This is a genomic window from Parasedimentitalea denitrificans, assembly GCF_011813015.1.
Lineage (GTDB): Bacteria > Pseudomonadota > Alphaproteobacteria > Rhodobacterales > Rhodobacteraceae > Parasedimentitalea > Parasedimentitalea denitrificans.
The window spans coordinates 84684-110912 of sequence record NZ_QHLQ01000003.1; the positions used below are offsets into that span (position 1 = coordinate 84684).

At 57.1% G+C, this 26229-nt stretch carries 26 protein-coding genes; 13 read left to right on the top strand and 13 right to left on the bottom strand.

Features of this window, described 5'->3' with window-relative positions; translation table 11 throughout:
- Positions 1 to 54: 54 nt before the first annotated feature.
- Positions 55 to 1437, top strand: coding sequence for a leucyl aminopeptidase family protein (locus DL239_RS04930; protein WP_167682884.1), 1383 nt, complete (start codon positions 55 to 57; stop codon positions 1435 to 1437).
- Positions 1434 to 2177 carry a C40 family peptidase gene (locus tag DL239_RS04935; RefSeq protein ID WP_167682885.1) on the top strand — a complete coding sequence of 248 codons (744 nt, stop codon included), beginning with the start codon at positions 1434 to 1436 and terminating at the stop codon, positions 2175 to 2177. Before DL239_RS04930 ends, DL239_RS04935 begins: the two co-directional genes overlap by 4 nt.
- 108 nt (positions 2178 to 2285) lie before the next feature.
- Here DL239_RS04935 and DL239_RS04940 read toward each other — a convergent pair whose 3' ends face one another.
- The 3 genes from DL239_RS04940 to DL239_RS04950 all read right to left on the bottom strand — a co-directional run bounded on the left by DL239_RS04940 (position 2286) and on the right by DL239_RS04950 (position 5190).
- Positions 2286 to 2630 (bottom strand): DUF2794 domain-containing protein, encoded by a 345-nt coding sequence (locus DL239_RS04940; protein WP_167682886.1) that lies wholly within the window; start codon positions 2628 to 2630, stop codon positions 2286 to 2288.
- A 126-nt stretch (positions 2631 to 2756) separates the two neighbouring features.
- Positions 2757 to 3446, bottom strand: coding sequence for an ArsR/SmtB family transcription factor (locus tag DL239_RS04945; RefSeq protein ID WP_167682887.1), 690 nt, complete (start codon positions 3444 to 3446; stop codon positions 2757 to 2759).
- A gap of 64 nt (positions 3447 to 3510) precedes the next feature.
- Entirely contained in the window at positions 3511 to 5190 is a 1680-nt protein-coding gene (locus DL239_RS04950) for a Y-family DNA polymerase (protein WP_167682888.1), read from the bottom strand.
- 134 nt (positions 5191 to 5324) lie between these two features.
- Between DL239_RS04950 and DL239_RS04955 the strand changes: the two genes are divergently transcribed.
- Positions 5325 to 5801, top strand: a complete 477-nt coding sequence (locus tag DL239_RS04955; protein WP_167682889.1) for a c-type cytochrome — start codon at positions 5325 to 5327, stop codon at positions 5799 to 5801.
- Positions 5802 to 5816: 15 nt separating this feature from the next.
- Here the strand turns inward: DL239_RS04955 and DL239_RS04960 are convergent, their stop codons facing one another.
- Positions 5817 to 6434, bottom strand: coding sequence for a TetR/AcrR family transcriptional regulator (locus DL239_RS04960; protein WP_167682890.1), 618 nt, complete (start codon positions 6432 to 6434; stop codon positions 5817 to 5819).
- Positions 6435 to 6572: 138 nt separating this feature from the next.
- Here DL239_RS04960 and mbfA point away from each other — a divergent pair, with 138 nt between their 5' ends.
- The 7 genes from mbfA (at position 6573) to DL239_RS04995 (ending at position 12793) form a co-directional block, all read left to right on the top strand.
- Positions 6573 to 7547, top strand: a complete 975-nt coding sequence (gene mbfA, locus DL239_RS04965) for an iron exporter MbfA (RefSeq protein ID WP_167682891.1) — start codon at positions 6573 to 6575, stop codon at positions 7545 to 7547.
- A gap of 312 nt (positions 7548 to 7859) precedes the next feature.
- Positions 7860 to 8801, top strand: a complete 942-nt coding sequence (locus DL239_RS04970) for an AEC family transporter (protein ID WP_167682892.1) — start codon at positions 7860 to 7862, stop codon at positions 8799 to 8801.
- A 121-nt stretch (positions 8802 to 8922) separates the two neighbouring features.
- On the top strand, positions 8923 to 9756 hold the full coding sequence (gene fghA / locus DL239_RS04975) for an S-formylglutathione hydrolase (RefSeq protein WP_167682893.1): 834 nt from the start codon (positions 8923 to 8925) through the stop codon (positions 9754 to 9756).
- 3 nt (positions 9757 to 9759) lie between these two features.
- A complete protein-coding gene (gene sthA / locus DL239_RS04980; RefSeq protein WP_167682894.1) occupies positions 9760 to 11229 on the top strand; it encodes a Si-specific NAD(P)(+) transhydrogenase in 1470 nt (489 codons plus the stop codon).
- The gene (locus DL239_RS04985) at positions 11229 to 11684 is read left to right on the top strand and encodes a YaiI/YqxD family protein (RefSeq protein WP_167682895.1); all 456 of its coding nucleotides are present in this window, start codon (positions 11229 to 11231) and stop codon (positions 11682 to 11684) included. The genes sthA and DL239_RS04985 overlap by 1 nt, the downstream gene beginning before the upstream one ends.
- A 74-nt stretch (positions 11685 to 11758) precedes the next feature.
- Complete coding sequence (locus tag DL239_RS04990; protein WP_167682896.1) at positions 11759 to 12154, top strand: RidA family protein; 396 nt, start codon at positions 11759 to 11761, stop codon at positions 12152 to 12154.
- Positions 12155 to 12172: 18 nt separating this feature from the next.
- On the top strand, positions 12173 to 12793 hold the full coding sequence (locus DL239_RS04995) for an HAD family hydrolase (RefSeq protein ID WP_167682897.1): 621 nt from the start codon (positions 12173 to 12175) through the stop codon (positions 12791 to 12793).
- A 62-nt stretch (positions 12794 to 12855) separates the two neighbouring features.
- Here DL239_RS04995 and DL239_RS05000 read toward each other — a convergent pair whose 3' ends face one another.
- Positions 12856 to 14106, bottom strand: a complete 1251-nt coding sequence (locus DL239_RS05000) for an MFS transporter (RefSeq protein ID WP_167682898.1) — start codon at positions 14104 to 14106, stop codon at positions 12856 to 12858.
- A 160-nt stretch (positions 14107 to 14266) separates the two neighbouring features.
- Between DL239_RS05000 and zapE the strand changes: the two genes are divergently transcribed.
- Entirely contained in the window at positions 14267 to 15337 is a 1071-nt protein-coding gene (gene zapE / locus DL239_RS05005) for a cell division protein ZapE (protein ID WP_167682899.1), read from the top strand.
- Positions 15338 to 15444: 107 nt separating this feature from the next.
- On the opposite strand, the gene DL239_RS05010 is transcribed toward zapE, so the two are convergent.
- The 3 genes from DL239_RS05010 to DL239_RS05020 form a co-directional block, all read right to left on the bottom strand.
- Positions 15445 to 16719, bottom strand: coding sequence for a bifunctional folylpolyglutamate synthase/dihydrofolate synthase (locus DL239_RS05010; protein WP_167682900.1), 1275 nt, complete (start codon positions 16717 to 16719; stop codon positions 15445 to 15447).
- Positions 16720 to 16825: 106 nt separating this feature from the next.
- Positions 16826 to 17782, bottom strand: coding sequence for an acetyl-CoA carboxylase, carboxyltransferase subunit beta (accD, locus tag DL239_RS05015; protein ID WP_167682901.1), 957 nt, complete (start codon positions 17780 to 17782; stop codon positions 16826 to 16828).
- 60 nt (positions 17783 to 17842) lie between these two features.
- Complete coding sequence (locus DL239_RS05020) at positions 17843 to 18733, bottom strand: CPBP family intramembrane glutamic endopeptidase (RefSeq protein ID WP_167682902.1); 891 nt, start codon at positions 18731 to 18733, stop codon at positions 17843 to 17845.
- A 278-nt stretch (positions 18734 to 19011) separates the two neighbouring features.
- Between DL239_RS05020 and DL239_RS05025 the strand changes: the two genes are divergently transcribed.
- Both DL239_RS05025 and DL239_RS05030 read left to right on the top strand, forming a co-directional pair.
- A complete protein-coding gene (locus tag DL239_RS05025; RefSeq protein WP_167682903.1) occupies positions 19012 to 19773 on the top strand; it encodes a DUF6478 family protein in 762 nt (253 codons plus the stop codon).
- Positions 19774 to 19783: 10 nt separating this feature from the next.
- Positions 19784 to 20161, top strand: a complete 378-nt coding sequence (locus DL239_RS05030; protein ID WP_167682904.1) for a hypothetical protein — start codon at positions 19784 to 19786, stop codon at positions 20159 to 20161.
- Here DL239_RS05030 and DL239_RS05035 read toward each other — a convergent pair.
- The 5 genes from DL239_RS05035 to gpmI form a co-directional block, all read right to left on the bottom strand.
- On the bottom strand, positions 20158 to 20910 hold the full coding sequence (locus DL239_RS05035; protein ID WP_167682905.1) for an isocitrate lyase/PEP mutase family protein: 753 nt from the start codon (positions 20908 to 20910) through the stop codon (positions 20158 to 20160). The two genes, DL239_RS05030 and DL239_RS05035, sit on opposite strands and share 4 nt — an antisense overlap.
- Positions 20907 to 21965: a bifunctional transcriptional activator/DNA repair enzyme AdaA gene (locus DL239_RS05040; protein ID WP_167682906.1), complete on the bottom strand. Its 1059-nt coding sequence runs from the start codon at positions 21963 to 21965 to the stop codon at positions 20907 to 20909. The genes DL239_RS05035 and DL239_RS05040 overlap by 4 nt, the downstream gene beginning before the upstream one ends.
- 142 nt (positions 21966 to 22107) lie before the next feature.
- Positions 22108 to 23439, bottom strand: a complete 1332-nt coding sequence (locus DL239_RS05045; protein ID WP_167682907.1) for a S41 family peptidase — start codon at positions 23437 to 23439, stop codon at positions 22108 to 22110.
- A gap of 16 nt (positions 23440 to 23455) precedes the next feature.
- Positions 23456 to 24580 (bottom strand): murein hydrolase activator EnvC family protein, encoded by a 1125-nt coding sequence (locus DL239_RS05050; protein WP_167682908.1) that lies wholly within the window; start codon positions 24578 to 24580, stop codon positions 23456 to 23458.
- Positions 24577 to 26094 (bottom strand): 2,3-bisphosphoglycerate-independent phosphoglycerate mutase, encoded by a 1518-nt coding sequence (gpmI, locus tag DL239_RS05055; protein WP_167682909.1) that lies wholly within the window; start codon positions 26092 to 26094, stop codon positions 24577 to 24579. Before gpmI ends, DL239_RS05050 begins: the two co-directional genes overlap by 4 nt.
- Positions 26095 to 26229 lie beyond the last annotated feature (135 nt).

Below are 26229 nucleotides of genomic sequence, written 5' to 3' on the forward strand. Positions count from 1 at the left end.
GGCGTGGTGCCAGATACTCTAGGACGATATTGTCCCCACTTCCGGAGTATCGTGATGCCACCTGTTTTTGCCCCACCTTCGGATGCTGCATTACCGCTGCATGTTATTGATCAGGACAAATGCAAAGACTGGCTGCAACAACAGCCGGTCTTTGTTGCCGACTGGGCGCAGGCCAATGGATTTACCGGAGCCTGCGGACAGGCCCTGCTTATTCCTGGATCCGATGGCAAACCTGACATGGCACTGGCTGGCTACGGCACCCCATCGCAACGCGCCCGTCGCCGGTTTGTGCTGGCCGGTGCGGCTGAAAAACTGCCCAAGGGTGTTTACGCGATCACCTCAGGCCTAGACCAACAGGCGCTGGAAACCGAATGCCTTGGCTGGCTTCTTAGCAGTTATCGTTTTGGCCGCTACCACAGCCAAGGGGACATGGCTGCTGCACTGATGGCACCCGAAGGCGTTGATTCCGCCGCAATTGAATCGCTGGCGGCCGCCGAATGCCTGACCCGCGACCTGATCAACACACCATCGTCGGACATGGGACCGGACGAATTGCAGGCAGCGGCCGAATCGCTGGCCAAACAGTTTGGTGCCTCGATATCGGTGACACAGGATGCTGATCTGCTTGAACAGAATCTGCCGATGATCCACGCCGTTGGCCGCGCTTCGGACCGACGACCACGGTTGATTGATATGACATGGGGTGAAACTGGCCCCAAGCTGACATTGGTTGGTAAAGGCGTTTGCTTTGACACTGGTGGTTTGAATCTGAAACCCGGCGCAAGCATGGGGTTGATGAAGAAAGATATGGGCGGTTCAGCCGCTGTACTCGGCCTCGCCCGGATGATCATGACCGCGGGTCTGCCGTTGCAATTACGGGTGCTGATCCCGGCGGTTGAAAACTCGGTTTCCTGTAATGCATTCCGCCCCGGCGATGTCCTGACATCGCGCAAGGGACTAACGGTGGAGATCAACAATACCGATGCCGAGGGCCGTCTGGTGCTGGCCGATGCGCTGGCGCTGGCGGATGAAGGCAAGCCTGATCTGCTAATCTCGATGGCTACGCTAACTGGCGCGGCGCGGGTGGCGGTAGGACCTGATCTGGCACCGTTCTATACCGATAACGAAGAAGACGCGGCTGCACTTACGTCCGTGGCCAATGCCCAAGCCGATCCGGTTTGGCGGATGCCGTTCCACACTCCGTATGAGCCCAAGATCGAACCGGGCATTGCTGATCTGGACAATGCGCCGGCCGGTGGCTTTGCCGGATCGATCACCGCCGCATTGTTCCTGCGCCGTTTCGCGGGTGAAAGCCGCTACATGCACTTTGACATCTATGGCTGGAACCCCACGGCAGCCCCTGCCCGCCCCAAAGGCGGCGCAGGTCAGGGTGCACGGGCCCTGTTTGCTGCCCTACCCAAGATGCTGAACTTATGAGCAACCACCAGATCATCCAGCCCGTGGTTGACTTGCTGGGTCAACCAGACGGCCCGCGCGAGAGGCAACTGATCTGGGGCGAGCAGGTCACTGTTGAAGATGAGAACAACGGCTGGGCGCAGATTATCGCGACCAAGGATGGCTATGCCGGTTATGTGCCAAGTGCGGCATTAGGGCCAGCGGTTCAGGTCACCCATTGGGTGAGCGCGCTGGCAACCCATGTGTACACACAGCCGGATTTCAAATCTGCCGACCTGCGCAGTCTGAGCTTTGGCAGTCAGGTTCAGGTGCTGTCCCAAACGGATCGCTTTACCGAAACCCCAGAGGGTTTCATCCCCAGCTCACACCTGTCACCGCTTGAAACACAATTGGTTGACCCGGTTGCGGTGGCAGAGCTGTTTCTGGGCACCCCCTATCTGTGGGGCGGCAACAGCCGGTTGGGTATTGATTGTTCTGGTCTGGTTCAGGCCTCGCTGCTGGCCTGCGGCCTTCCCTGCCCCGGCGATAGTGGCCCGCAGGAACGAGCGCTCGGCAACTATGCTTCACCCAATGGCAGCGGCTACCTGCGCGGTGATCTGCTGTTTTGGAAGGGCCATGTCGCATGGGTGCGAGACAGCGAAACCCTGATCCACGCCAATGCATATCGTATGGCGGTGGCACTAGAGCCGCTACAGCCCGCTATCGACAGGATCCTTGACCAAGGTGACGGGCCGGTGACGGCGCACAAGCGACTGTTTTGAATATACCCGTAACGACAGAGTCTGTGGCACGCCAATGTAAGATGAGTATTTTCCCCTCCTGCAACAGAACCCGATGTCACAGTTAAAATGACGCTCATTTAAGTGTGGTTATTTCACCGCGCGGATTAGCTGGCGTTCCAGGACCCGAAGGACCGTTTTCAGCTCGTGCCCGCGCTTCAGGATCTGGCCATCCGTGCTGACAACTGAATACATTCCTTGCCGCTGACGCAGTTTCGGGTGTTTTTCAATTCGGTATAATGCGTGCTCGGCTGTTCGCTTGAACACTGAAAAGACCGCGGTTTCACGCAAGCAGGAAATCCCGTAGTCGCGCCATTCGCCTGCAGCAACCATGCGCCCATACAGTGGCATGATCACCGCGAGTTCGCGTCGGTCGAAAGAAACCTGTGGGGGGGCGGATGGGCTTGGAAACTGTGATGTTTGTTGAAAGCTCATAGGATAAGACTTGCCGCAATTGCGCAACAAATCAAGCCTGTTTGCGGATTCACCTGAGCGACAGTTGATTAAAAGCCAGTCCGTTCCAGTCAGGTCGGTTGCCCAATTTCTTGCTGGAACGTCAGCTTATCCCATTGCAACCTCGACAGGACGAAGGTCCAAGATTTGATCGAAAGCCGCCCGCCCTGGCGCCGTCACCAACAGCCCACGTTTATGGGCATGGCGCTTTAGCCAGCCTGCTTCCATCCCGTGGGTCAGGATCTGCCGTCCCAGCGGCCCTGCCACATGCGGTTGGCGTTCTGTCCAGTCCAAACAGGGACGAACAAATGGCTTTTGCCCGACGCGATCAGGGAGTGTCACTCCGATCCGGTGCCATACCTCGGATGAAACAGCGCGATAACCGCCGTTGTCCTCGACCAGCATGCCGCGGGCTAGAAACGCCTTGGTCAAGTTCACCGCCAAAGGTCCAGCAAGGTGATCATAACAACTGCGCACCGTGGCCAAATCGCCCGCCTTGCGTTGCTGATTGCGGTAGAGACTGTCCGCTGGCGCAATCGCCGCCAGCTGCTCTAGAGCCTGTGCGACCTCGGGGCTGGTAAGCCGATGATAAACACAGCGACCGCTTTTCTCTGCTGTGACCAGCCCGGCATCCTGCAACATCCGCAGATGTGCGGTGGCCGTCTGCGGAGTGATGCCGGCAGCACTGGCCAGCTCTTTGTTGGTGTAGGCACGCCCCTCCATCAGCTCGCACAGCATGCGGGTGCGGCTAGCGTCGCTGATGGCCTGGCCAATAATATCAAAACGAGGAGTTGTCATGGCAGTAGTCTATCGCGGGCTGGACTGTGACCCTATTAAAAACGTTTCGCCGGGGGACGAAATGTCAGGCAAAGCTGCCTTGGCAAAACCAACCCGACGACAACCCGCCGCCATGGGCATAGAACAGCCACAGCCGCGCCCCGGATGAGGTCAGCACGACCCAATAGTCCCGTACCCCACTGCGCCAATTGGGATCATCCAGCCACCATTCCGGGGCAATCCGTTCGGGGCCGCGCGCCTGGGCCAGCTGCCAGTCCTGCCCGCGCCAGCGAAACTGAGGGGACAACACCGGGCTGTCACTGGCATTGACCAGTTCAGGTTTCCACAACAGCAGCGGCCGTGGTTGCGGTGCGGCTGGCCAGTTCGCCGCCGGTTCGGACCAGGCGGCTGCCAGTACCTTGGCCGTCTTTTCCGGGATGTGAGTATCAACCGGGTGGTAGCGAGTGATTGATTCTAGCCCAACCCGCGCGCCCAGACGGCCAATCAGATCCTCTAACCCGTTGCCACCCTCGGCCCGCTGTTGTGCCGCCGCCCCCGCCTGTACATGCCCCGCCACCGTACGCGCGTGGATCGGTTCGACCTGCAGCGCCTCAAGCCGTAGCATATCAATGCCATAGCCCGCATCTATCTGATCCAGTTTCATTTCCAGCAATGGGCGAATACGGACCGGATCGCGCAAGGGACGGGCCAACCCCACCACAACCATTTCGGCGGCCTGATCAGTGCGATGCGCCTCAAGCCGCAGGGTGCGCACCCCCTTGCCGCGCTCTTCTAGCCGGGCACAAAGGCGTGGAAGCATGCGATCAACCCCGGCCATCAAATCGTCAATCAGCCCTATGGGTTCAGGCAATGTCAGCCGCACCGCAAAGTGATCCGGCGCAAGACCGGGTGAGACCGGTTCAGGGGCACTGCCCATTGCCTGATCCAAGCGCATCACCAGCCCACGGCCAAAGCGGCGGGCCAGACTGGCGCGGGGTTGATCCATCAATTCCCCAATCCGACGCAGACCAAGACGGTTCAACTGGGCCACCATCGCCCCTTCGATCCGCAGCGCAGCCACAGGCAGTGGGGCAAGCGCGCCGTAGGTCTGCCCCGGCTCAGCAATCCGAGCCACCCCATGCGGCAAGGCCACCATCTGCGGAGCCGCGCCACCACGGGTCCAATGCCGCCGTTTGGCGCTGTCCTTGGGGGTGCGTTTCTGCGCTCTGGCCCGTGTTGCCCGCGCTTCTTGCGAGATGGCATCCCCCGATCGATCTGACCCTGCCTGCACCCCGGCGTAGCGTGCCAAGGCCCAGGCCCCACCCAAGGTATCGGCCATGCCCAATTGCACGCCAAGCCCCATGTCGGTGCAGTCCTCCTCGATCTGGGCAAGCATCCCTGTCTCGCCGCCAAACAGATGCGCGCAGCCGGTCAGGTCAATCACTAACCCATCCGTCTCCTGCTCTGCCACCCAAGGGCTGTATTTCCCCGCCCAGCGCCGCAGCGCCGTCAGAAAAGCCGCCTCGGCCGGAACGTTACGGCTGCGGGTTAGCAGATGGCCGCACATGGCATGCGCGTCACGCACCGATTGCCCAACCGACAAGCCTTCGGACAAAGCTGCACTATTTAACGCAGAAATAACCTGTGTGTTGGAGAGTTCTTCAACCACGGCCAGCGGCCCGGCAATGCTGCCCCGTTTTGTCCGCATGATGCGATCAGCGCCTAAGCGCGGAAACCAGAGCGACAGAATACGACGATGAGACATGGCGGGTAATGTGCAGACTTCTGGCGCGTGGTGATAAATGCTAGGGTACGATTATAGGCAGGACGATGCGTGTTCTCTTTTTGTTCCACTAATTCGATTCGGTCAATGACGTCACTCAACTGCGGAGATCACCTGTGAACCATCCCCTTTTCCGCCTTCCAGTGCCTGCCATATTGGCCGTGACGTTTGCGCTGACTGTGCCCGCCCTAACAGCGCAGGAAAAAATCACCAACAAAGGTGTGAAAAAGCGTGTGGCCCTGATGCTCTCTGCCCAGGGTGCCGTAACCACCCTGACGGAAATGATGGCCGGACGCATGGTGTTTGACGCTGGTCAAGCCCGCGCAGCAAGGCGCGTTCTGGTCCAGACAAGCAGCAGCACTTCCAGACGGTTCAGAAAACCGCACCAAGACCCACTGTCTAACGCACGGCCCGATATTTGGACTTACTGGGAAGAGTTCAGCACACACGCGGATATTTCTGAGCAAGCTGCCAAACAACTCAACACATATTCACTCAGCGGGTTACAGCGCACCCTACCCAACGTGTTGCATAGCTGTCTAAGCTGCCACGAGCGGTTCCGAGAAACACCCAACGAGTTTGTAACTCACTAAAGCAGAGGAACCGTCTCAGGCCCCATACCGTGCCAGGAAGGTTTCGACTGCACCTGCAATCACCCTTTCACGCTCGGCCTCGGTGAATTCGGTATCGATGTTGAAAACCATACGCGGAAACAAGTCAGCCTTGCACAGCTCAGCCAGCTGGTCAGCCGCCAAGTCAAAATCCTTGATCCTTAGCTCGCCCCGCTCAGTCGCCTGCTCCAAATATTCTTTAACCCGCGCACGGACCATCATCGGGCCACTTTCGTAGAACTGGCGCCCAAGATCAGGGAAACGGTCCGCCTCGGCCACACAGATCCGGAACATCTTTTGCCCGAAATCCGACAGAATCACCGACAGGATTTGCCGGGCCGCCACAGTCAGGGCTTCTTGTGGCGTGCAGCAGGTTTCAACCATATCAACCGCGTCACAGGCCTGACGCGCGCACTCGTTCCGGGCCACTTCCATGAACAACAAACGCTTGTCGGGAAAATAGCTATATAGTGTGGCCTTAGACACACCAGCGGCACGCGCAATGTCATCAACGCTCGCGCCTTCGAACCCATCCGCCATGAACACATCCCGTGCGCCTTTCAACACCTGATCAAATTTGCGTCCGGTCCGCAGGATAGTGGCTGGCTGATTCATCGAATTCCCTTCAAGGCGCTGGCGGTTGTCATTTGATGTAACTTAGCCTGTCAGGGCTGCCTTCAACAACCATTCTCACACAGGCTTGTGTCCTCTCGCAAAGATGATAACTCTAGAACCATTCTAAAAGGGGTAGCCATGCGTTTCTTTTCCCACCGCAAACACTTTTCTGAGCTCAGTGAGCAGGAAATCATCGCTCTAGCCATTTCGTCCGAGGAAGATGATGCAAGGATCTATCGCAGCTTTGCTGAGCGGCTACGCAGTGAGTTTCCGGCCACAGCCACTGTATTCGACGGGATGGCCGAGGAAGAAGGCCAGCATAGAGCCCTGCTTATTACACTTTACCAAGATCGATTTGGCCCCACAATTCCATTGATTCGCCGCGAACATGTGGCTGGGTTTTACGCGCGCCGTCCAATTTGGTTGCAAAACACGTTGAGCTTGGAACGGATGCGTGGCGAAGCAAAAGCAATGGAACGAAACGCCGAGCGGTTCTACCTGGCCGCTGCTGCCCGCAGCAAGGATGCCAACACCCGTAAACTGCTAGGCGATCTAGCCGCCGAAGAAGCCGGGCACCAAATAGCCGCCGAAGGACTAGAGCAGGCACATCTGACCGAAGACACTTTGGCCCGCGAGGACGACACTGCCCGACGACAATTCATCCTGACCTGGGTGCAGCCAGGGTTGGCCGGCCTGATGGATGGCTCGGTGTCAACACTGGCACCAATTTTTGCCGTCGCCTTTGCCACACAGGACACCTGGACCACATTTCTTGTCGGCATTGCCGCCTCGGTCGGGGCTGGGATATCGATGGGATTCACCGAGGCCGCATCGGACGATGGGGCCCTGTCGGGTCGCGGCTCTCCATTCAAGCGGGGTTTCGCGTCTGGGATCATGACAACAGTCGGTGGGCTGGGACATGCCCTGCCCTATCTTCTGACTGATTTCTGGACCGCCACCAGCCTAGCAATTGCCGTGGTTTTTGTTGAGCTTTGGGCCATTGCCTGGATACAAAACCGGTATATGGAGACGCCTTTCTGGCGCGCTGTCCTGCAAGTGGTCTTAGGAGGTGCATTGGTTCTAGGCGCTGGTGTGTTGATCGGCAGTGGCTAGAACCCGCCTCTGAACGCTCCCGCGTTCACTGGCATGAACTTGGGCATGGCGCCGCGCAAGCGCGGCGCCACCGGGGCCAGCCCCAGACCCCAGAGTACTTTGAGCAAAAAGAAGGGTAAACCCTCTTTTCCAATTCAAAATACCTTAAATGCCGCGCGCTGACGCACCATGCAATGGCATGGTGCGCGGCCCAACGGGAGGAGTGTCTCCGTCAGGGGACCGACAACGGACGGGAGCGCGTGGATAAGGTCTTGTCCAGCGCAGTGGAATTAGTGCTTTGCCTGAGTTGTGTAGCGGGATACCACTTGGGGCATGATTGATATCTTCCTCAGAACACTGCCCTTTTTCGCCATTATTGGGCTTGGATATTGGGCCGGACGCACGCGTTTTTTTAGCGCTGAGGCGACGGCCTATCTGACCAAGTTCGTATTCTTCTTTGCCCTGTCAGCGATGATCTTTCGCTTTGCGGCCAACCTGTCCTTTGCCGAGATTTTTGATCTGCGGCTGATCCTTGGGTACCTGGAGGGAACCTTGGCAGTCTATTTGCTGGTCACATTGGTCGCCGCACTGCGAGGGTTGGATATGCCGACCGCTGCGGTGGAGGCGCAATGTGCAGCAATTGGCAATGTAGGATTTCTGGGCCTGCCGATGATGGTGATCCTGTTTGGCGAGGCCTCGATCGGGCCGATGATGCTGGTGCTAAGCGTCGATTTGGTGGTGTTTTCATCGCTGATTGTCATCTTGATCAATGCTGGCCGTGGCTCTGGGCTGGGACTGGACACGTTGAAAATGGTGGCAACCGGGTTGATTAAAAACCCGATGATTGTTTCGATCTGCGCTGGGTTGAGCTGGTCGGCTTTGGCCTTACCTATCCCCGCACCCGCAAATGAATTTTTGACCATCTTGGGTGGCGCGGCAACGCCGGGCGCATTGTTTGCGATTGGTGCCTCGCTAGCTGACAAATCCGCAGAAAGGGTTCAAATCGCGGCTTGGCTTGGTTTTGCCAAGCTGGCGCTGCACCCGCTGTTTGTAGCTATCGGAGTTTTGTGGTTGTTTCCGCTGGACGCCTACTCTGCCACTGTCGTTATTGCTGCGGCAGCCCTGCCTGTGGCAGGGAACGTCTACATGCTGGCACAGCATTATGGCGTGGCTCCACAGCGGGTTTCAGCGGCGATATTGCTCTCGACCATGGCCTCGATCCTGACCGTACCTTTGGTAATCACCGGGATCGGCACCTTGGTTTCTTTGCGCTGAAACAACCTATTCGCAGGCAACAGGCCAGAAATCGCACAAAAATCCCTACTGCGACTGCGCATCCTCTGGACCCTTGGGCCACCGCCCGGTAGCGGTAGGCAACCAAATCAGGAGGCGATTGATGGAAATTCTGTCAGAGAACCGAGCCTTTGGCGGCACACAGGGTGTGTACCGGCATGCCAGCACGGCAACCCAATGCGACATGACCTTTGGCCTGTTCCTGCCCGAAGAGGCAAAAGACGGCCCGGTGCCGGTATTATGGTACCTGTCGGGGCTGACCTGCACCCATGAAAACGCCATGACCAAAGCAGGTGCGCAGGCCTGGGCAGCAGAGCAAGGGATTGCACTGGTGTTTCCTGACACCAGCCCCCGTGGTGAGGGCATCGCCGATGACGAGGCCTATGATCTGGGTCAGGGCGCTGGGTTTTATGTCAACGCCACGCAGGCACCGTGGGCCCCGCATTTCAACATGTGGGATTATCTAGCGAGTGAGCTGCCCGAATTATTGGGCGAAAGCTTTGCAGTGGATCTGAATCGTCAGGCCATTACCGGCCACTCGATGGGCGGCCATGGTGCGCTAACGCTGGCGATGGGGCTGCCGGGACGGTTCCGCTCGGTCTCCGCCTTTGCGCCGATTTGCAATCCGAGCGCCAGTGACTGGGGGCGCAAGCAGCTGACCGCCTATTTGGGTGAAGACGAGGCCAAATGGGCGCGCCATGACGCCACCCAGATGATGCGCGAAACAGGGTTTGACGGGCCCGTCTTGATCGACGCCGGCACGACCGACCAGTTCATCGACCTGCTGCAACCCGAAGCCTTGGCGCAAGCCATGACAGCACGACGTCAGGAGGGCACGCTACGATTGCAGCGTGGCTATGACCACAGCTATTTCTTTGTCTCCACGTTCATCGAAGAGCACATCACCTTTCACGCCGAAGCGCTTTACCGGGACTGATCCATGACTGAATACGACTATGACCTCGTCATCATTGGCTCTGGCCCTTCGGGTCGGACCGCTGCCATCCAAGCTGGTAAACTGAAACGCAAGGTGCTGGTTATCGACCGGCAGGACCGTTTGGGCGGGGTCTCCGTTCACACCGGTACCGTGCCGTCCAAAACTCTGCGCGAAACCGTGTTAAACCTGAGCGGCTGGCGTGAGCGCAGTTTCTATGGCCGGTCCTACCGGGTGAAAGACCAGATTGCTGCCGAAGACCTGAAGGCGCGTCTGCATATGACGCTGGACCACGAAGTTGACGTGCTGGAGCACCAGTTCAACCGCAACCATGTGGAATGGCTGCCCGGACTGGCTAAATTTGTTGGCTCCAACGAGGTTGAGGTCGCGACTGAGGCCGGCGACACCACCCGTGTCACCGGCAAGAACTTCCTGATCGCCACCGGCACCCGTACCTACCGCCCTGACTATGTACCGTTCAACGGCAAGACCGTGGTAGACGGGGATGAGTTCCTGGAGATGGCCGAGATCCCTCGTTCGCTGATTGTTGTTGGCGCCGGTGTGATCGGGGTGGAATATGCCACCATGTTCTCGACCTTGGATGTGCGCGTGACCCTAGTTGAGCCACGTGATACCTTCCTCGATTTCATCGACAGCACGCTGATCCAAGACTTTACCCATCAGATCCGCGAAAATGGTGTCGACCTGCGTCTTGGCTCGGCCATCGACAAAATCGAAGACACCGGCAACCACGTCGAAGTGTCGCTGGACAACGGCCGCCATGTGCGTGGCGAGATGCTGCTGTTTGCAGCTGGTCGTATGGGCAATACCGAAGGGCTGAACCTCAAAGCGGTTGGGCTGGAAACTGACCACCGTGGGCGGATTGGCGTTACTCGCAAAACCTATCAAACTGATGTGTCGCATATCTATGCCACCGGTGATGTGATCGGGCACCCCTCGCTGGCTTCGACATCCTTGCAGCAGGGCCGCGTTGCTGCCTGTCATGCGCTGGGTGTGCCGACCGTTCCCGAAAGCCCCTGGTACCCCTATGGCATCTATTCGGTACCGGAAATGTCCACTTGTGGCATGTCCGAGGAAGAGCTGCAGGAACGCGGTGTTCCATATGAGGTCGGCGTGGCCCGCTTCCGCGAAACCTCGCGCGGGCATATCATGGGGCTGGAACACGGCATGTTGAAAATGCTGATCAGCCTGAAAACCCGCCGGGTGCTGGGCGTTCAGATCGTCGGCGAAGGCGCGACCGAGCTGATCCACATTGCCCAGGCGGTGCTGAACCTGCAGGGCACCGTGGACTATTTCGTCCAGAACACCTTTAACTACCCAACCCTAGCCGAAGCCTACAAGATCGCCGGTCTAGATGCGTTCAACCGGATGCCCATTCCAGATGAGTTCAAGGTGAGAAGCGAGCCTGAACCCGAGAAGAAACCTGCTGCAAAACCGGCTAAGGGCAAAAAGTAATGACACTCTACATCGATGCCGATGCCTGCCCGGTTAAGGACGAGGCCGAGCGGGTCACCACCCGCCATAAGCTGAAGATGTATGTGGTTTCAAACGGTGGGTTGCGCCCCTCGCGCAATCCATTTGTCGAGAATATCATCGTGGATGCTGGGGCTGATGTCGCTGACATGTGGATCGCTGAACGCTGTGGCAAAGGCGATGTGGTGGTGACCGGAGACATTCCGTTGGCCGCGAAGTGTATCGAAGCCGGTGCCCGCGTGCTGCGCCATAACGGCGAGGCCTTTACCGAGGCCAACATCGGCCAGCAACTGGCGATGCGCGATTTAATGGCCGACCTGCGCGCCGCCAACCCGCTGGGCGCAGGCGGCAGCGGTAAGGGGTTTAACAAAGCAGACCGATCGCGGTTTCTGGAGGCATTGGAGCGCGAAATACGGGCGGCGGCGCGACAGGTCTAGCCCATCCCCAAGTACCTTGATTGCTTGCCATCTAAGCGGCAATATCCCTGTAATTTTTCAAACGGGGTATTTCTATGGCCAAACGCGCAGTAATTCCTCCCAAGCTTCGAACAGCGGCAAAGCAACTAAACTTCTCTCCGGCCATTGTCTCCGGTAATCACGTTTTTCTCACCGGCTCGACCGGAAGTGACTTTGCCGGAAAAATGCCAGAAGAACCCCAAGAACAATTCAGGAATGCCTTTGACAAGATTGAGCTTGTTTTGCGAGAGGAAGGTCTAACCTTTCAATCAGTCGTCGAAATGACAACCTATCATATTGGCCTTCGCGAACACTTTGATCTTTTCGACCAAGTCAGGTTGGAGTGTTTTGACGCGCCCTACCCCGCATGGACTGCTGTAGAAGTTGCCGGTTTACGTCGCGAGGGTGCAGTGGTGGAAATTCGCGTCATTGCCTGCACCGGCGCCACTTGAAACAAAAGGAATTCACCAATGCCTATTCAAGCCGTCGTATTTGACATCGGGAATGTACTCCTGGAATGGCACCCCGAACGGTTCTATGACGCCCAGATAGGCCCAGATCGCCGCCGTGCCCTGTTTGCCGACGTGGACCTGCACGGCATGAACCTAGGCGTCGATCGCGGCGATGATTTCCGCAGCTCTGTCTATGGTCTGGCGGACCAACATCCTGAATGGCAGGACGAAATTCGCCTTTGGCACGACAGTTGGCTGCAAATGGCCGCACCGGAAATTCCTCACTCCACTCGGTTGCTCAGGGCGCTGAAGTCAAACGGCACCCCGGTCTTTGCACTCAGCAACTTTGGCATCGGAACCTTTGAGATCGCATGCAAGGCCTACCCGGTGTTAACCGAATTCGACCGCAGTTACGTGTCTGGCTATATGCAAACCTTAAAGCCCGAAGCGGAAATTTATGCCCGTCTCGAGGCGGACTGCGGTGTTGAACCCGGCCATTTGCTGTTCGCTGACGACAGGTCTGAAAACACCAAAGCAGCCGAGGCGCGCGGCTGGCAAACTCACCTGTTCACGACCCCGGATGGCTGGGCCAATCGACTTGTCCATGAAGGGCTGCTTACGGATGAACAGGCCAAATGAGCGCTCCCATTCATTAGCCTTTAAGAGCACTCGGACTGCCTGCCGTTTATTCCCAACGGAGCCTAGGCCGTTACAGCCGACACAGGCCCATCCTTTGGGGTCTCACGAATTGGCAGATGCACGATTGCACTAAATGCGCCGATGCCAACGCCAATCCACCAGACCAGCGTGTAATCACCATACATGTCGTACATCCGGCCACCCAGCCATACGCCAAGGAAGCTGCCCAGTTGGTGGCTAAAGAAGACGATCCCGTAGAGTGTCCCCATGTAGCGCAGACCATAGAGGTGCGCGACCAGACCAGAGGTCAGCGGCACGGTTGCCAACCACAACGAGCCCATAACCACCGAGAATACAATTACCGACATTGGTGTGATCGGCATCATGATGAACAGTGCCGCCGCAATGGTTCGGCCTGTATAAATACCCGCCAGCAGGTATTTCTTGGAGTACCGGTTACCAAGCCAGCCCGCCAACAAGGTGCCGCCAACATTAGCCGCGCCGATCAGCGAGATCGCAACAGCCCCCAGCGCCGAAGTTGTGGTGATCCCCAGGCTGTGCAAGGCCCCACCGGGAAGGATCGGACCACACATCTCTGTGATAAAGGCGGGAAAGTGCGCCGTGACAAAGGCCAGCTGATAGCCGCAACTGAAGAACCCCAGAAAGATCATGGTATAGGATGGATCTTTGAACGCCTTGATCAGAATCTGGCCCATGCTCTCTTCCAGCTCGGCTTTTGAAGCAGCGACCGGTGATCGCATTAATGGCAAAGTCAGTATCAACGTCAGAACGACGCCCGCAAAAATCATGAACACCTGCTGCCAGCTGAGAAAGCTGAGCATCCATTCGGCCGTTGGAGCGCCAAAGATCTGACCACCTGATCCGGCGGCGGTGACAATTGCCAGAGACATTGATCGGTTCGCATCAGAACTGGCTCGGCCGACCACAGCCAAAATAACTCCAAACCCGGTACCAGCGATGCCAAAGCCAACAAGCCATTCATAGGCTTGCATTTCAAACGGACTGGTAGACCCTGCACTGAGCACCAGACCTGCTGCATAGATCAACGCACCAAGCACAATTGCTTTTCGATCCCCGATCTTTTCAGCCAAGGCACCGAACAGCGGCTGGCCAATCCCCCAGGCTAGGTTCTGAATGGCAATTGCCAGTGAAAACTCGCTGCGTGCCCAGTTGAATTCTTCGGCGATCGGGATCTGGAACACCCCAAAGGATGCCCGCACAGCAAAGCTGACCATAATAATCGCACAGCCGACGATCAGAACCGGAGTGAATAGGGGCGTCTGGCGCGGCATATGGGATCTCCTGATAGGCGTTCGGCGACCCTAACGACAAGAAACCCACCTCTCAAATCAAGACTTTTGCGGCATCACATCAGAATATTTGATGTGAACAGCCCAGTACGACTGCGCCGCAGTGCTTTCCAACCAATCCGAGCCGGGTTATGGCTGGCACATGACCAATTTGACCACTTTGTACCGCGACAAGATCGCAAAGGGTGAATTGCACCCGGATCCGGCGCAAGAAGCCGTGTTGCCGCATTTCGACCGGATCAGCGATGGCCTTCGTGCCGCGCCCATTAAGCGTGGTTTGTTTCGTAAGGTGCGACCGCCGTCGCCCAAGGGCCTATATCTTTGGGGTGGCGTAGGGCGCGGCAAGTCGATGTTGATGGACCTGTTCGTTGACAGTCTGGGTGACATTCCAGTGCGTCGGGTGCATTTTCATGCCTTCATGCAGGAAATTCATGCGGCAATGCATCAGGCCCGCCAAGACGGCGTCGAAGACGCGCTGGCCCCGGTAGCAGCAAGGATTTCTGACAGTGTTCGCCTGTTGGCGTTCGATGAGATGCAGATCAGTGACATCACGGATGCCATGATTGTCGGACGCTTGTTTGAAGCGCTGTTTGAGGCGGGAGTTGTGGTTGTCACCACATCTAACCGGGTGCCGGAAGATCTGTACAAAAACGGGTTGAACCGGCAATTATTCCTGCCGTTTATCAAACTGATCAAAGACAAAATGGTCCCTTGGGAGATGGTCAGCCCGACCGATTACCGCCAGAACCGGCTACAAGGGTCAAAGGTCTATTTCACACCCAATGGACATGACGCCACGGTCGCCATTCAGGCGATTTGGCATGACCTTTCTGGCGGTGACGCGCAGCCGTTGGTGCTGCAGGTCAAAGGGCGTGAGGTCACCCTGCCCGCGTTTCGCAACGGGGTGGCGCGAGCAACGTTTTACGACTTGTGCGGCAAGATGTTGGGACCCGGTGATTATCTGGCTATTGCAGCTGAAGTGAAAGTACTGGTGCTGGAGGATATTCCCAGCCTGTCGCGTAGCAACTTCAACGAGGCCAAGCGGTTTGTCACATTGATCGACGCGCTGTACGAGGCCCAGGTGCGGCTGATCTGTTCAGCTGCGGCGGAGCCCGAGATGTTGTACATAGAGGGCGAAGGGACATTTGAATTTGAACGCACCGCCAGCCGTTTGCGTGAGATGCAAGGTGAAGACTGGGGGCACGAAGCCTAAGCCTGCGGCTCTTGTAGCTAAGCGGGGGCTCTGCCCCCGGCGCGGCAGGCCGCCCCTCCCCCGGGATATTTTTGGCCAGATGAAGAGCGGATGGGACGAGTATACTGTCAGCCGTTTTCTCGCAGAATGGCCCCTGCAAGATAGAGTGAGCCGCAGATCAGAACCCTTGCTTCGGGCTCTTGCGCCGTGATGGCGGCAAGCGCGGACGCAGCAGAGTCAGCAGTTGTTGTGGCCATACCTACCTTGGCAGCGGCAGCCGAGGTGTCTTCGGCGGATAGAGTATTAATCTCATCTGGGATCGAGATTGCAGTAAGGCTGGCGGCGTGTTTGGCCAGTGGCGCCATATAACCGGTCACATCTTTGGTGTTCAGCATGCCGCAGATCAGGTGAGTAGGACGCTTGGGCAATGTGGATAGCACATCTGCCAGTGCCTGCCCGGCGGCCGCGTTATGACCGCCATCGAGCCAAAGTTCAGCCTGTGGTGCCGCGTCAACCAGTGGCCCAGTTTTAAGGTGCTGCATTCGGGCGGGCCAAACTGCCTGAGTCATGGCAGCCTCGCAGGCGGCCTCATCCGCGCCGAGGTGACGCAGAACGGCCAGAGCTGCGCCAGCGTTCTGGATCTGGTGTGCACCCAGAAGCGCGGGCAGTGGCAGGTCCAGCAAGCCGCGTTCATCCTGAAACACCAATCGGCCAAATTCGGTATAAACATGCCAATTCTGGCCGTGCGCGATCAAGGGCGCGCCGAGCCGGGCTGCCGTTGATTCGATGACCTCCATTGCCTCGTCCGGCTGCGGACCAACCACGCAGGGCACACCGCGTTTGATGATACCCGCCTTTTCGGTGGCGATTTTGGTCAGGGTATCGCCGAGAAACTGTTCATGGTCGATCGAGATGGGCGTGATGACAGTCACCTCTGGCTTGTCGATCACATTTGTGGCGTCCAGCCGCCCACCCAAGCCGACCTCGAGCAGGGTGTAATCTGCCGGGGTACGAGAAAACGCCAGCAAGCCTGCCACGGTCGTAATTTCGAAGTAGGTGATGGTTTCACCACCGTTCTTTTCATAACACTCGTCGAGGATCTTGGTCAGATGCACTTCGGTGATCAACTCTCCGGCCAGACGGATGCGTTCGTGAAACCGGGCCAGGTGCGGCGAGGTATAGGCGTGGGCGGACTTCCCCATGCCCTCGATCCCTGCACGAATCATCGCTTGGGTTGACCCTTTGCCATTGGTGCCTGCCAGATGAATGACTGGCGGCAGTTTTTTCTGCGGGTTGTCCAACGCTTCAAGCAGTCGCCAGACCCGGCCCAGCGTCAGATCCATCAGCTTAGGATGCAATGCCATCATGCGGGTCAGGATGATATCAGAGGAGGCTTGGGGCATTGGTATCAGATCCCTGTGGCAGATCGCTTAAAAGAAAACCGCCCACCATTTCAGGCAGGCGGTAAAATAAGGCGGGGCTTCCCGCTGTAGGTACAACCTATCGCAGTTAAGTCGCTGCGGCTTCGGTTTCTGCGGCGTCCTGAGGCTCGCTTTCGACCTCTGGTGTTGGCTCGTCCACTTTTTCCGGTGCAGGCAGATCGCCGACAACCTGAGGAGACAGCCCCATAAGCATACGAACAATTGTGACCAGCTCTTTACGCAGCTCGGTGCGCTTGGTCACGCGGTCCAGAATGCCGTGATCCAGCAGGTATTCAGCGCGCTGGAAACCTTCGGGCAGCTTTTCACGAATGGTTTGTTCGATGACCCGCGCGCCGGCAAAGCCGATCAGTGCGTTGGGTTCAGCGATGTGAACGTCGCCCAGCATCGCATAAGACGCCGTTACACCACCTGTCGTCGGGTGTGTCAGCACAACGATATAAGGCAAATTGGCCTGCTTTAGCATTTGAACCGCAACCGTTGTTCGCGGCATTTGCATCAGGCCAAGGATGCCTTCTTGCATCCGTGCGCCACCAGCAGCGGAGAACAGGATCAAGGGACGCTTCAGCTCAACTGCGCGCTCGGCAGCGGCAAGAATCGCGTTACCGACATACATGCTCATCGAGCCGCCCATGAACGAGAAGTCCTGCGCGGCGGCAACGATAGGCGTGCGGCCCATTTCGCCCTCAGCGACCAGCATCGCTTCGCTTTCGCCAGTCTTTTTCTGCGCCGCCTTCATCCGGTCAGGATAACGCTTCTGATCCTTGAACTTTAGCGGGTCGGCGATTGGTTCGGGAACGTCGATTTCTGTGAAAATACCACCATCGAACAGTGCATCAAAGCGGGCCCGAGGCGTGATGGCCATGTGGTGATCACAGTTGGTGCAGACATTCAGATTGTCGCTCAACTCACGGTGAAACAGCATGGTTCCGCACTCTGAGCATTTCTGCCACAGGTTCTCGGGGACTTCGCGACGCGAAAAGATCGAATTGATCCGCGGTCGGACGTAATTGGTAATCCAGTTCATAGCAGGCCTCTGCAGGGGCAGTTTGTCCCCCCAGATAATGCGACCCGACGGCAATTGCAATCAGCGGCGTATCGCAAGTCGCGCTGCAAGCCAGCAAACGCCCATCATGACAAAGTCCACAACCAGCCAGGGCCGCAGCGCCTGTGCGTCGGACATTTCATACGGAAGCAGGTAGAGCGCCAAACTGTTGAGGCTGGTCGGCGACGCAAAAAGCAGCAAGGCGGCAATATTATTAAAGAAATGCACTGCAATTGCAGGCCCCAATGTTCCCGCGCGGGCGGTGAGGTCAGCCATCAAGAAGCCAAACAATCCGGCCCAGATGGCAATCAACGTCGCATTCTCTCCTGCTTCGGCAGGCACATAATGGCCCAATGCAAACAGTACAGAGGGCACCATCAACCAGATCAATGGGTGACGGAAGCGCGCTGCAATTCCCTGCTGGATATAGCCCCGAAACAGAATTTCCTCAGCTCCAGTTTGTACCAGAACCACTGTGAGTGACAGTGGAAGCAAGGCCAGCCATGTCAGCGCCGGAAGGTTGGAAACCATTGGGGCACCCAGCTGGTAGGGCGGCAGCAATAGAAGCACCCCACCCAAGGCAATGAGATAAAGGCTGACCCATGCAAATTGCCGCGCCGCAGTCCGAGGCGGACCTGTAATGCTAAATACTGAACGCTTTTGTAGTATCCGCGCGGCCACGGACACCCCGACGATGGCGAACCCAAATCCACCAAGCAAAACCAGCATGGCGGCCGGGTTCGATCCGTCCTGAAGCCCCGCCATCCAAGGACCGGGAAACAGATTTCCAATAATGGTATGCGCCAAAGATGACAGCAGAATGACAACCGCGATGACAACAATCAGTCCAAGGACCAGCCGCCATAGCTGAGGGCGCACGCGGGCGGCGGTGACAAGTGCTTCGTGCGCTGTGTAGCGTGGGTTAAAGGGCATTGGAGTTAGGTCTGAACACATCTAAAATAAAAGTCATAACCGATCCAATTTTGCGTAGCCTATCATGTCCAAGGCTCGTCAATTTACGATAGGCACGATTAGTTTCGAACACAAGTTGGAGGGCAGATCTGCCCCAGAACGCTGACCATGCGTCTAGGCTTGGGGACCACGGTTTTCCCAGTCGCCGGTCAAGAAAGCGAATTGCCGGCTTGGGTAACTAGCGTTACATTGCGTCGAAACAATTGGGCAAAACACCCGCTGAATAATTTGAGGGCATCATGGGCAGGATACTGGATCGGCTGTTTCACCACCGCACCTTGAATTTTTGGCGCAAGAACGCGCGACAGGCAGATGCTGCTCCATTGAGTGAGTTGAGAGCGCAACGCAATCATGCGCGACAGTTACGGACACATCTTGATCGCTTGATCCACGTGGCGGACGGACGGTTGGCACTGCCGCAAATTGGATCGTCGTACTTTCCTAAGCCCCATGGCACCGACTGGTCCTGGCGGCCAAACCTATGGCGCGGGCCATTGCCAGTTCCGGGCATTTCCTCAGCCGCGTCTAAATCAATGTTGGGCGACGAAGTACAGGTTTTCCACGACTGCTCCTTTTCCGAACTGACCCTGCGCCAGTTGCGAAATACTAGGGAACAAGATCTGGCACCGTTTGGCCTGCGTATGGATGTGTTCCAGTTTGACGGCTCATTCCTGTCGCTGGTGATTGAACTTCCACCTGAGGCCACCGAGGGTTTGACTCGACAGCACTTGTTACGTTTTGACACCATTATCGAGACCGAGAAGCCGCAGGAAATATTTGCGCGCCTTAACATCAAACATGGCCCCAATACTGAACAATTGGTACGTGAGTTGCCGTTGGACAAGACCACTGCAATGGTCGAGTTTGATCTCGCCTATTCCCGTCTCAATGAAAAACGAATTGAAAAAATCTGGCTTGATCTGATTTTTGAGTCTCCTGACATGAACCAAGTGATCCTGCGCGATCTCACCTTCTCGCGCCATCACCGCGCCGCTATTTAAGGACCCCACCATGAGCGAGTTGTCACTGAGCAAGATCCGCTTTCTTAACGGCGTTTGGGAAGGCAAAGTTACCAATGCCCCCGACACCGGAACGCGGCCCGACATTCAGGTGCGCTATTTGGATCAGGTTGTTGACGGTGTAATCCTAAAGGAAGGGAACACCGGCAGCGAATGGGACCTGCACGTTCCAGTACCCAGCCACGCGGTGGCCGATGGGGTGCACAGCTTTGTAATCTATGACAGTGCTACAGATCGCAAACTCGGTGACTTTACCATCATTGCCGGCGAAGTCGCCGCGGATGATCTGCGTGCCGAGGTCGAACTGCTACGGGCCGAACTCGACATGCTGAAACGCGCCTTTCGCCGTCATTGCCTGGAGACCAGTTAAGTCAGGGTCAAATATGCTTCGGCAAGGGTTTGCATCGACTGAACAAATGGCTGAGGTCCATAGCTGCAACGTGCCACTCCGGCCTTGGCCACAGCCTCGCGCGTCATAGCCTCGCCGCGCATCATCACGTTGACCGGCAACGGGCTATCCCGGCAGATCTGAGATATCAGGTCCAGATCCGTCAGCCCCGGAACAAACAGACCACTGGCCCCTGCCCCAGCAAAGGCCATGGCGCGCTCTATAGTTTCATCCAGCAGGTTAGCATGTTGACTGGTGTCTTTCTGCTTTAGAAACAGGTCTGTGCGCGCGTTAATGAACAGGCTGGCATCCGCGGCCCGGACAGCACGTATTCGCTCTGATTGCTCTTCGATCGAATACAACCCATTGCCGCCGACGATCTGATCCTCAAAGTTGATGCCAACAGCACCAGCCGAAACTATGCGAGCGACATTTTCCGTCAGCTCGGCCCCGCCCGTCGCATAGCCACCTTCGAAATCGACACTCAGCGGTGCGTCGACAGTTTGGGCGATGCGTTCAACGATTTGCACCAGAAATGACAGCGGAAGTTGCTCTCCATCGCCATACCCCTGCGCCTCGGCCACTGACCAGCTACCTGTCGCGACAGCTGCAGCACCCGCATTGGCTACCGCATTGGCGCTACCTGCATCCCAAATGTTGTATAACACCAAGGGATCGCCTGGCACATGCAAGGCCGCGAAATCCTGTGCCCTTTTGGTCTGGTCTGTCACTTTGCTTCTCCGTAACTTTGTTCAATCTCTATCAACCGCTGTTTGCGCCATAATCCACCGCCATACCCTGTCAGAGATCCATCTGCCGCGATCACGCGATGGCAGGGCACAATTAGGGCCAACTGGTTGGTCCCATTTGCCCGCGCCACCGCACGTACCGCCGATGGGCGCCCAATATCCTGCGCCAGTTGCGAGTAGCTGCGGGTTTCACCAGCTGGAATTTCCCGTAGAGCGGTCCAAACCTGCTGCTCAAACTCTGTCCCGTTCATAGCCAGTGGCGTCGAAAACTGCGCGTTATCTCCTGCAAAAAAGCGCCCCAACTCTTCAGCCACCTGTACGGTTGGATCAGGGCGGCCAAAGCCAATGCCACCATTTGTGCTTTTCTGTAGTTTGGCCAATTCACGCGGCAGGGCCTTGCGGTCAATGAACTCTAACAAGTGCAGCGCATGGCGACAGCTAACCGCGATCATTGAACCCAGTGGAGTTTCGATCCAGTCCGCCATCAGCAAGGCATCGCGACTGAACTGCCCCGGAGACTGCCCGAGCAGCCGGGCAAATGCGTCACGAAAGGCGCTGGCGGATTCGAAACCGGCATCAATCTGTGCAGCGATGACAGGGTCGCCAGCGCTAAGGGCGGTGAACCCTTCCCGCAGGCGGCGCTGACGGGCCATTTCCAGAAATGTCATGCCAAAGTGCCGTTTAAAGCTACGCCGTACGGTCGAGGCATCCAGCCCCATTGCGCCGAGATCATCCTCTGACCAACGATATCCCGGGCGGGCCTCAAGAGACTTCAACAAACGATCAACCAACGGATCAGCCTCGGCCATAGGGGCCAGTGGGTGACAACGCTTACAGGCCCGAAACCCTGCATCTATGCAGGCTCCAACCGTTTCAAAGAACTGGCAGTTTTCCGGCTTAGGCTTGCGCGCTGGACACGTCAGGCGGCAGAAGATCCCAGTTGAGGTTACCCCAACATAGGCCCTCCCATCATAGCGCTCATCCCGCGCTACAAGGGCGTCATACAGTGTGGTGAATTCTGGCATATCAAACATCATTCCACGGTAATACCGAATGCAGCCCCGACCCGTAGCCGGAAATCGGGCGTGGATGTAAATTATGAAATACAAATCTCACCCGGCAAACAAAAAAAGACCGCCCCAACCGGGACGGCCCTATTCTTACGTCTATCTACACGGCTTACTTTGCCAATGCAGACAGGCCTTTGAGCACATCAATGGCGTAGGCCAGCTGATAGTCATTTTCACGCAGATCAGCCGCAGCCTCAGCCTTGGCGCGATCTTCTTCGATCTGGCGAATTTCATCTTCGGACAGGCTGTCATTGTTCAAGCTGCCACGTAGATCTGCCTCGGAACGGATACGGCGTGCTTCAGCGGCCTCATCCTCTTCGCTTGCGGGTACGCGACGTGGCTGTTCAACGACGATGTCAGGTGAAACACCCAGCGCCTGAATCGAACGCCCAGACGGAGTGTAGTAGCGGGCTGTGGTCAAGCGCATAGCCCCATCACCACGCAGTGGCATCACGGTCTGGACCGACCCCTTACCAAAGCTCTTGGTGCCGACAACGATTGCGCGACGGTGGTCTTGCAATGCACCGGCAACAATTTCAGAGGCAGAGGCAGAGCCGCCGTTGATCAGAACCACAATCGGCAGACCTTTAGCCAGATCACCAGGTGTCGCGTTGAAACGCTCGCCATCTTCCGGATTACGGCCACGAGTCGAAACAATTTCACCGCTTTCCAGGAATTCATCCGAGACACGGATCGCCTGATTCAACAGCCCACCTGGGTTGTTACGCAGATCCAGCACCACGCCATTGACCTTATCAATGCCGCCAGCTTCTTCGATCTGCTCATGCAGACCAGAGATCAGGTTCGGCGTTGTCTGATCGTTAAAGGTAGAAATCCGCAGCACCACGGTCGAGCCTTCAGTGCGGGCACGAACGGCTGTCAGCTTAATGGTGTCACGGATGATCGAAACATCAAACGGCTCGTCCTCGCCTTCACGTACCACGGTGATAATGATCTCGGACCCAACCGGCCCCCGCATCATGTCGACAGCTTCGTCCAGCGACAGGCCCAGCATGCTTTCGCCATCGACGTGTGTGATAAAGTCGCCGGCTTCCATGCCAGCTTCATCCGCCGGGGTGCCGTCCATCGGCGACACAACTTTAACAAAACCCTCTTCCTGGGTCACTTCGATTCCCAAGCCGCCAAATTCGCCGCGCGTCTGCACCCGCATCTGGGTCGCGTCATCGGGCGACAGATAGCTGGAATGTGGATCGAGTGATGCCAGCATACCGCCAATGGCTGCTTCGATCAGCTCGGTCTCATCAACCTCTTCTACGTACTGTACGCGAATGCGCTCAAAAATATCGCCAAATAGGTCCAGCTGCTCGTACACGGTAGACGCACGCGCGTCTTCCTGTGCCAACAGCGGCCCCGCCACATAGGTGGTCGCAAGGATTCCTGCCAGCGTTCCGCCAACAGCTGCCATCGCAAACTTTTTCATATGCTTTTATCCATCCTTATTCGGTACGGAACCAAATTTCAGGGTCCACCGGAGTATCATGCAGTCTAACTTCTATATAGAGCGTTTCTGTTCGGTCAGTTCCAGCCCCATCACCACTTAGTGACAATATCGCACCAATTTCTGGTGTTACGCCGCCCATTAGCCCCACAGGAGTCCCCTTGGGGATCACCTGCCCCGCCTCTCCAAACACTTCGGCGAGTCCAGATAGAACAAACAACATGTCTGATTGAGGTTCAAGAATCACCACGTTGCCCAAATCCAACAACGGACCACGATAGCGAATAGTGGCGGCAGTAGGGGATGAGACCAAGGCCCGAGGCCGGGCCGCAATCAACATGCCAGGGCGTGAGATGCCAGCAGCATCCTGCGCTCCAAATTTGCGCAAGACCAACCCCTGAACAGGCAAGGAAACCTCTCCCTTTTGGGTGCTGATGTCTGCGGTAGTTTCAACAATTTCACCCTCGACAATGTTAGCAAGCCCACTGGCAAACCCCTCCAATGTCTCGGTCGAAGATATCAAAATCGAGGTGCGGACTGGATCTTGGGTAAATCGCTTGGGCAAGTCGCTGCGATCTGCAATGGCCGTCGACAACGATGCACGCGCTTGTTGAACGCCGGCCAAACCACTTTGCAATGCACCCGCAGCATTCTGCTGCAACAGACGTAATGTCTGCACTTCTTCCAGATCCCGTTTCAACGCCTCGGCACGCGCATGTAACCCGGGGGTTACCTCGGCCAGCATCATCGCCGAACGGGCAGACCCAAGCGGCCCAGACGGGTGTAGCAGCAAAACCGGTGGTGCCGAGGTTTCGATTGTCTGCAAAATACCCAGCAGATCAGCAACCTCATCTTCACGCGCCTGTAATTGAGCAACCAGTTGCGCCTCACGCCGCGCCACCCGGCGCAGACCATCCCGCATTGCGGCCAAACCCGCCTCATAGGCGCGCACAGTTTCGGTTAACGCCTTGACCCTATCACGTGCACTATCAGCATTCTGTAGCCGCTCAGTCGCCGCTTCCAATTGCACGCTGGCCGCGCGGGCAGCATTGGCCGGATCCTCGGCAGCAATAGCCCCTTGTCCAACCAGACAAAGCACTAGAATGGCGGCGCGCAGCATCATGCCAGCAGACTCTCCCCAGTCATTTCCTCAGGCTTATCCAACCCCATCAGATCCAGCAGCGTTGGTGCCAAATCTGCCAAACGCCCATCGCGCAATGTGGCACCTTCTGGTCCGCCAATCAAAGCTACTGGCACCAGGTTCAGTGTATGCGCCGTATGCGGTTCACCTGTTTCCGGATCCACCATCACCTCGCAATTGCCGTGGTCCGCAGTCACCAGCATCGCGCCACCAGCTTTTTCCAGCGCAACCACCACCGCAGCCAATCCCTGATCCACCGCTTCGCAGGCCTTCATTGCCGCCTGTAGATCACCAGTATGGCCAACCATGTCGGGATTGGCGTAGTTGGTCACAATCAGATCATAACCGGCCTCGATCGCCTCAACAAATTTGGCCGTCACCTCAGGTGCTGACATCTCTGGCTGCAAATCGTAGGTCGCCACATTGGGTGACTTCGGCATGTAACGATCTTCGCCTTGCTCAGGCTCTTCTTTGCCACCGTTCAGGAAAAACGTGACATGCGGATATTTCTCGGTCTCGGCCAGCCGGAACTGGCGCAGCCCCTGTTTGGCCACCCATTCACCTAAGGTATTGACGATCACCGCCTTGGGATAGGCAACGGTCATATAGGTGTTGTGATCATCCGAGTACCCCACCATACCCAATAGCGCTGCCAGTTTCGGCCGTTTGCCGGTGTCAAAGGCCTCAAAATCCGGCTGTCCAATGGCTGCCAGAATCTCGCGCGCGCGGTCAGCACGGAAGTTCAGGCAAAAGAACCCATCGCCATCGCGAACACCCGGGTATTCCCCCACAACCGAGGCCGAGATGAATTCATCTGTTTCATCCTGCTCATAGGACTGAGAGACAGCCGCCTTGGCATCCATCACAAAACGTCCACCACCATTGATCATCGCCGCATAGGCCTGACTGACCCGCTCCCAACGATTGTCACGATCCATGGCATAGTAGCGCCCGGTAACAGTGGCGACTTCGGCATTCGCTGGCAAACCCGCTTGCAACGTATCAAAATACTCCAGCGCTGATTTGGGTGCCACATCCCGCCCGTCGGTAATGGCATGCAGCCAAACTGGCACGCCCGCATCCGTAATCGCCTTTACGGATGCCAGAATGTGGTTGATATGGCCATGCACCCCACCGTCAGACACCAGCCCCATCAGATGCGCGGCACCACCGGTGGCCTTCAGCTTGGCAATAAACTCCAGCAAAGCCACATTCTCAAAGAACGAGCCATCCTCGATCGCCAGATCAATTTGCCCCAGATCCATCGCCACCACGCGACCGGCCCCAATATTGGTATGGCCCACCTCCGAGTTACCCATCTGCCCACTGGGCAGCCCAACATCTGGCCCGTGCGTGATCAACCGCGCCTGCGGCCCCTGCGCCATTAGCGCATCAAACGTAGGAGTCTGCGCCAGATGCGGCGCATTTGCCGTGTCAGATTCACCGCTCCCCCAGCCATCAAGAATACACAGGACAACAGGTTTGGGCGTGGACATGTTAGGGCTCCGGGGCAAGGGTATTTCCTGCCTTTTACAACCTCCTAGCAGCGGGGGAAACCGCTGTTCTCTGACAACGCAACATAGCCAAGGACACCCGAGACTTCTTTTTGCTTCAAATACTCAAATTCCGCC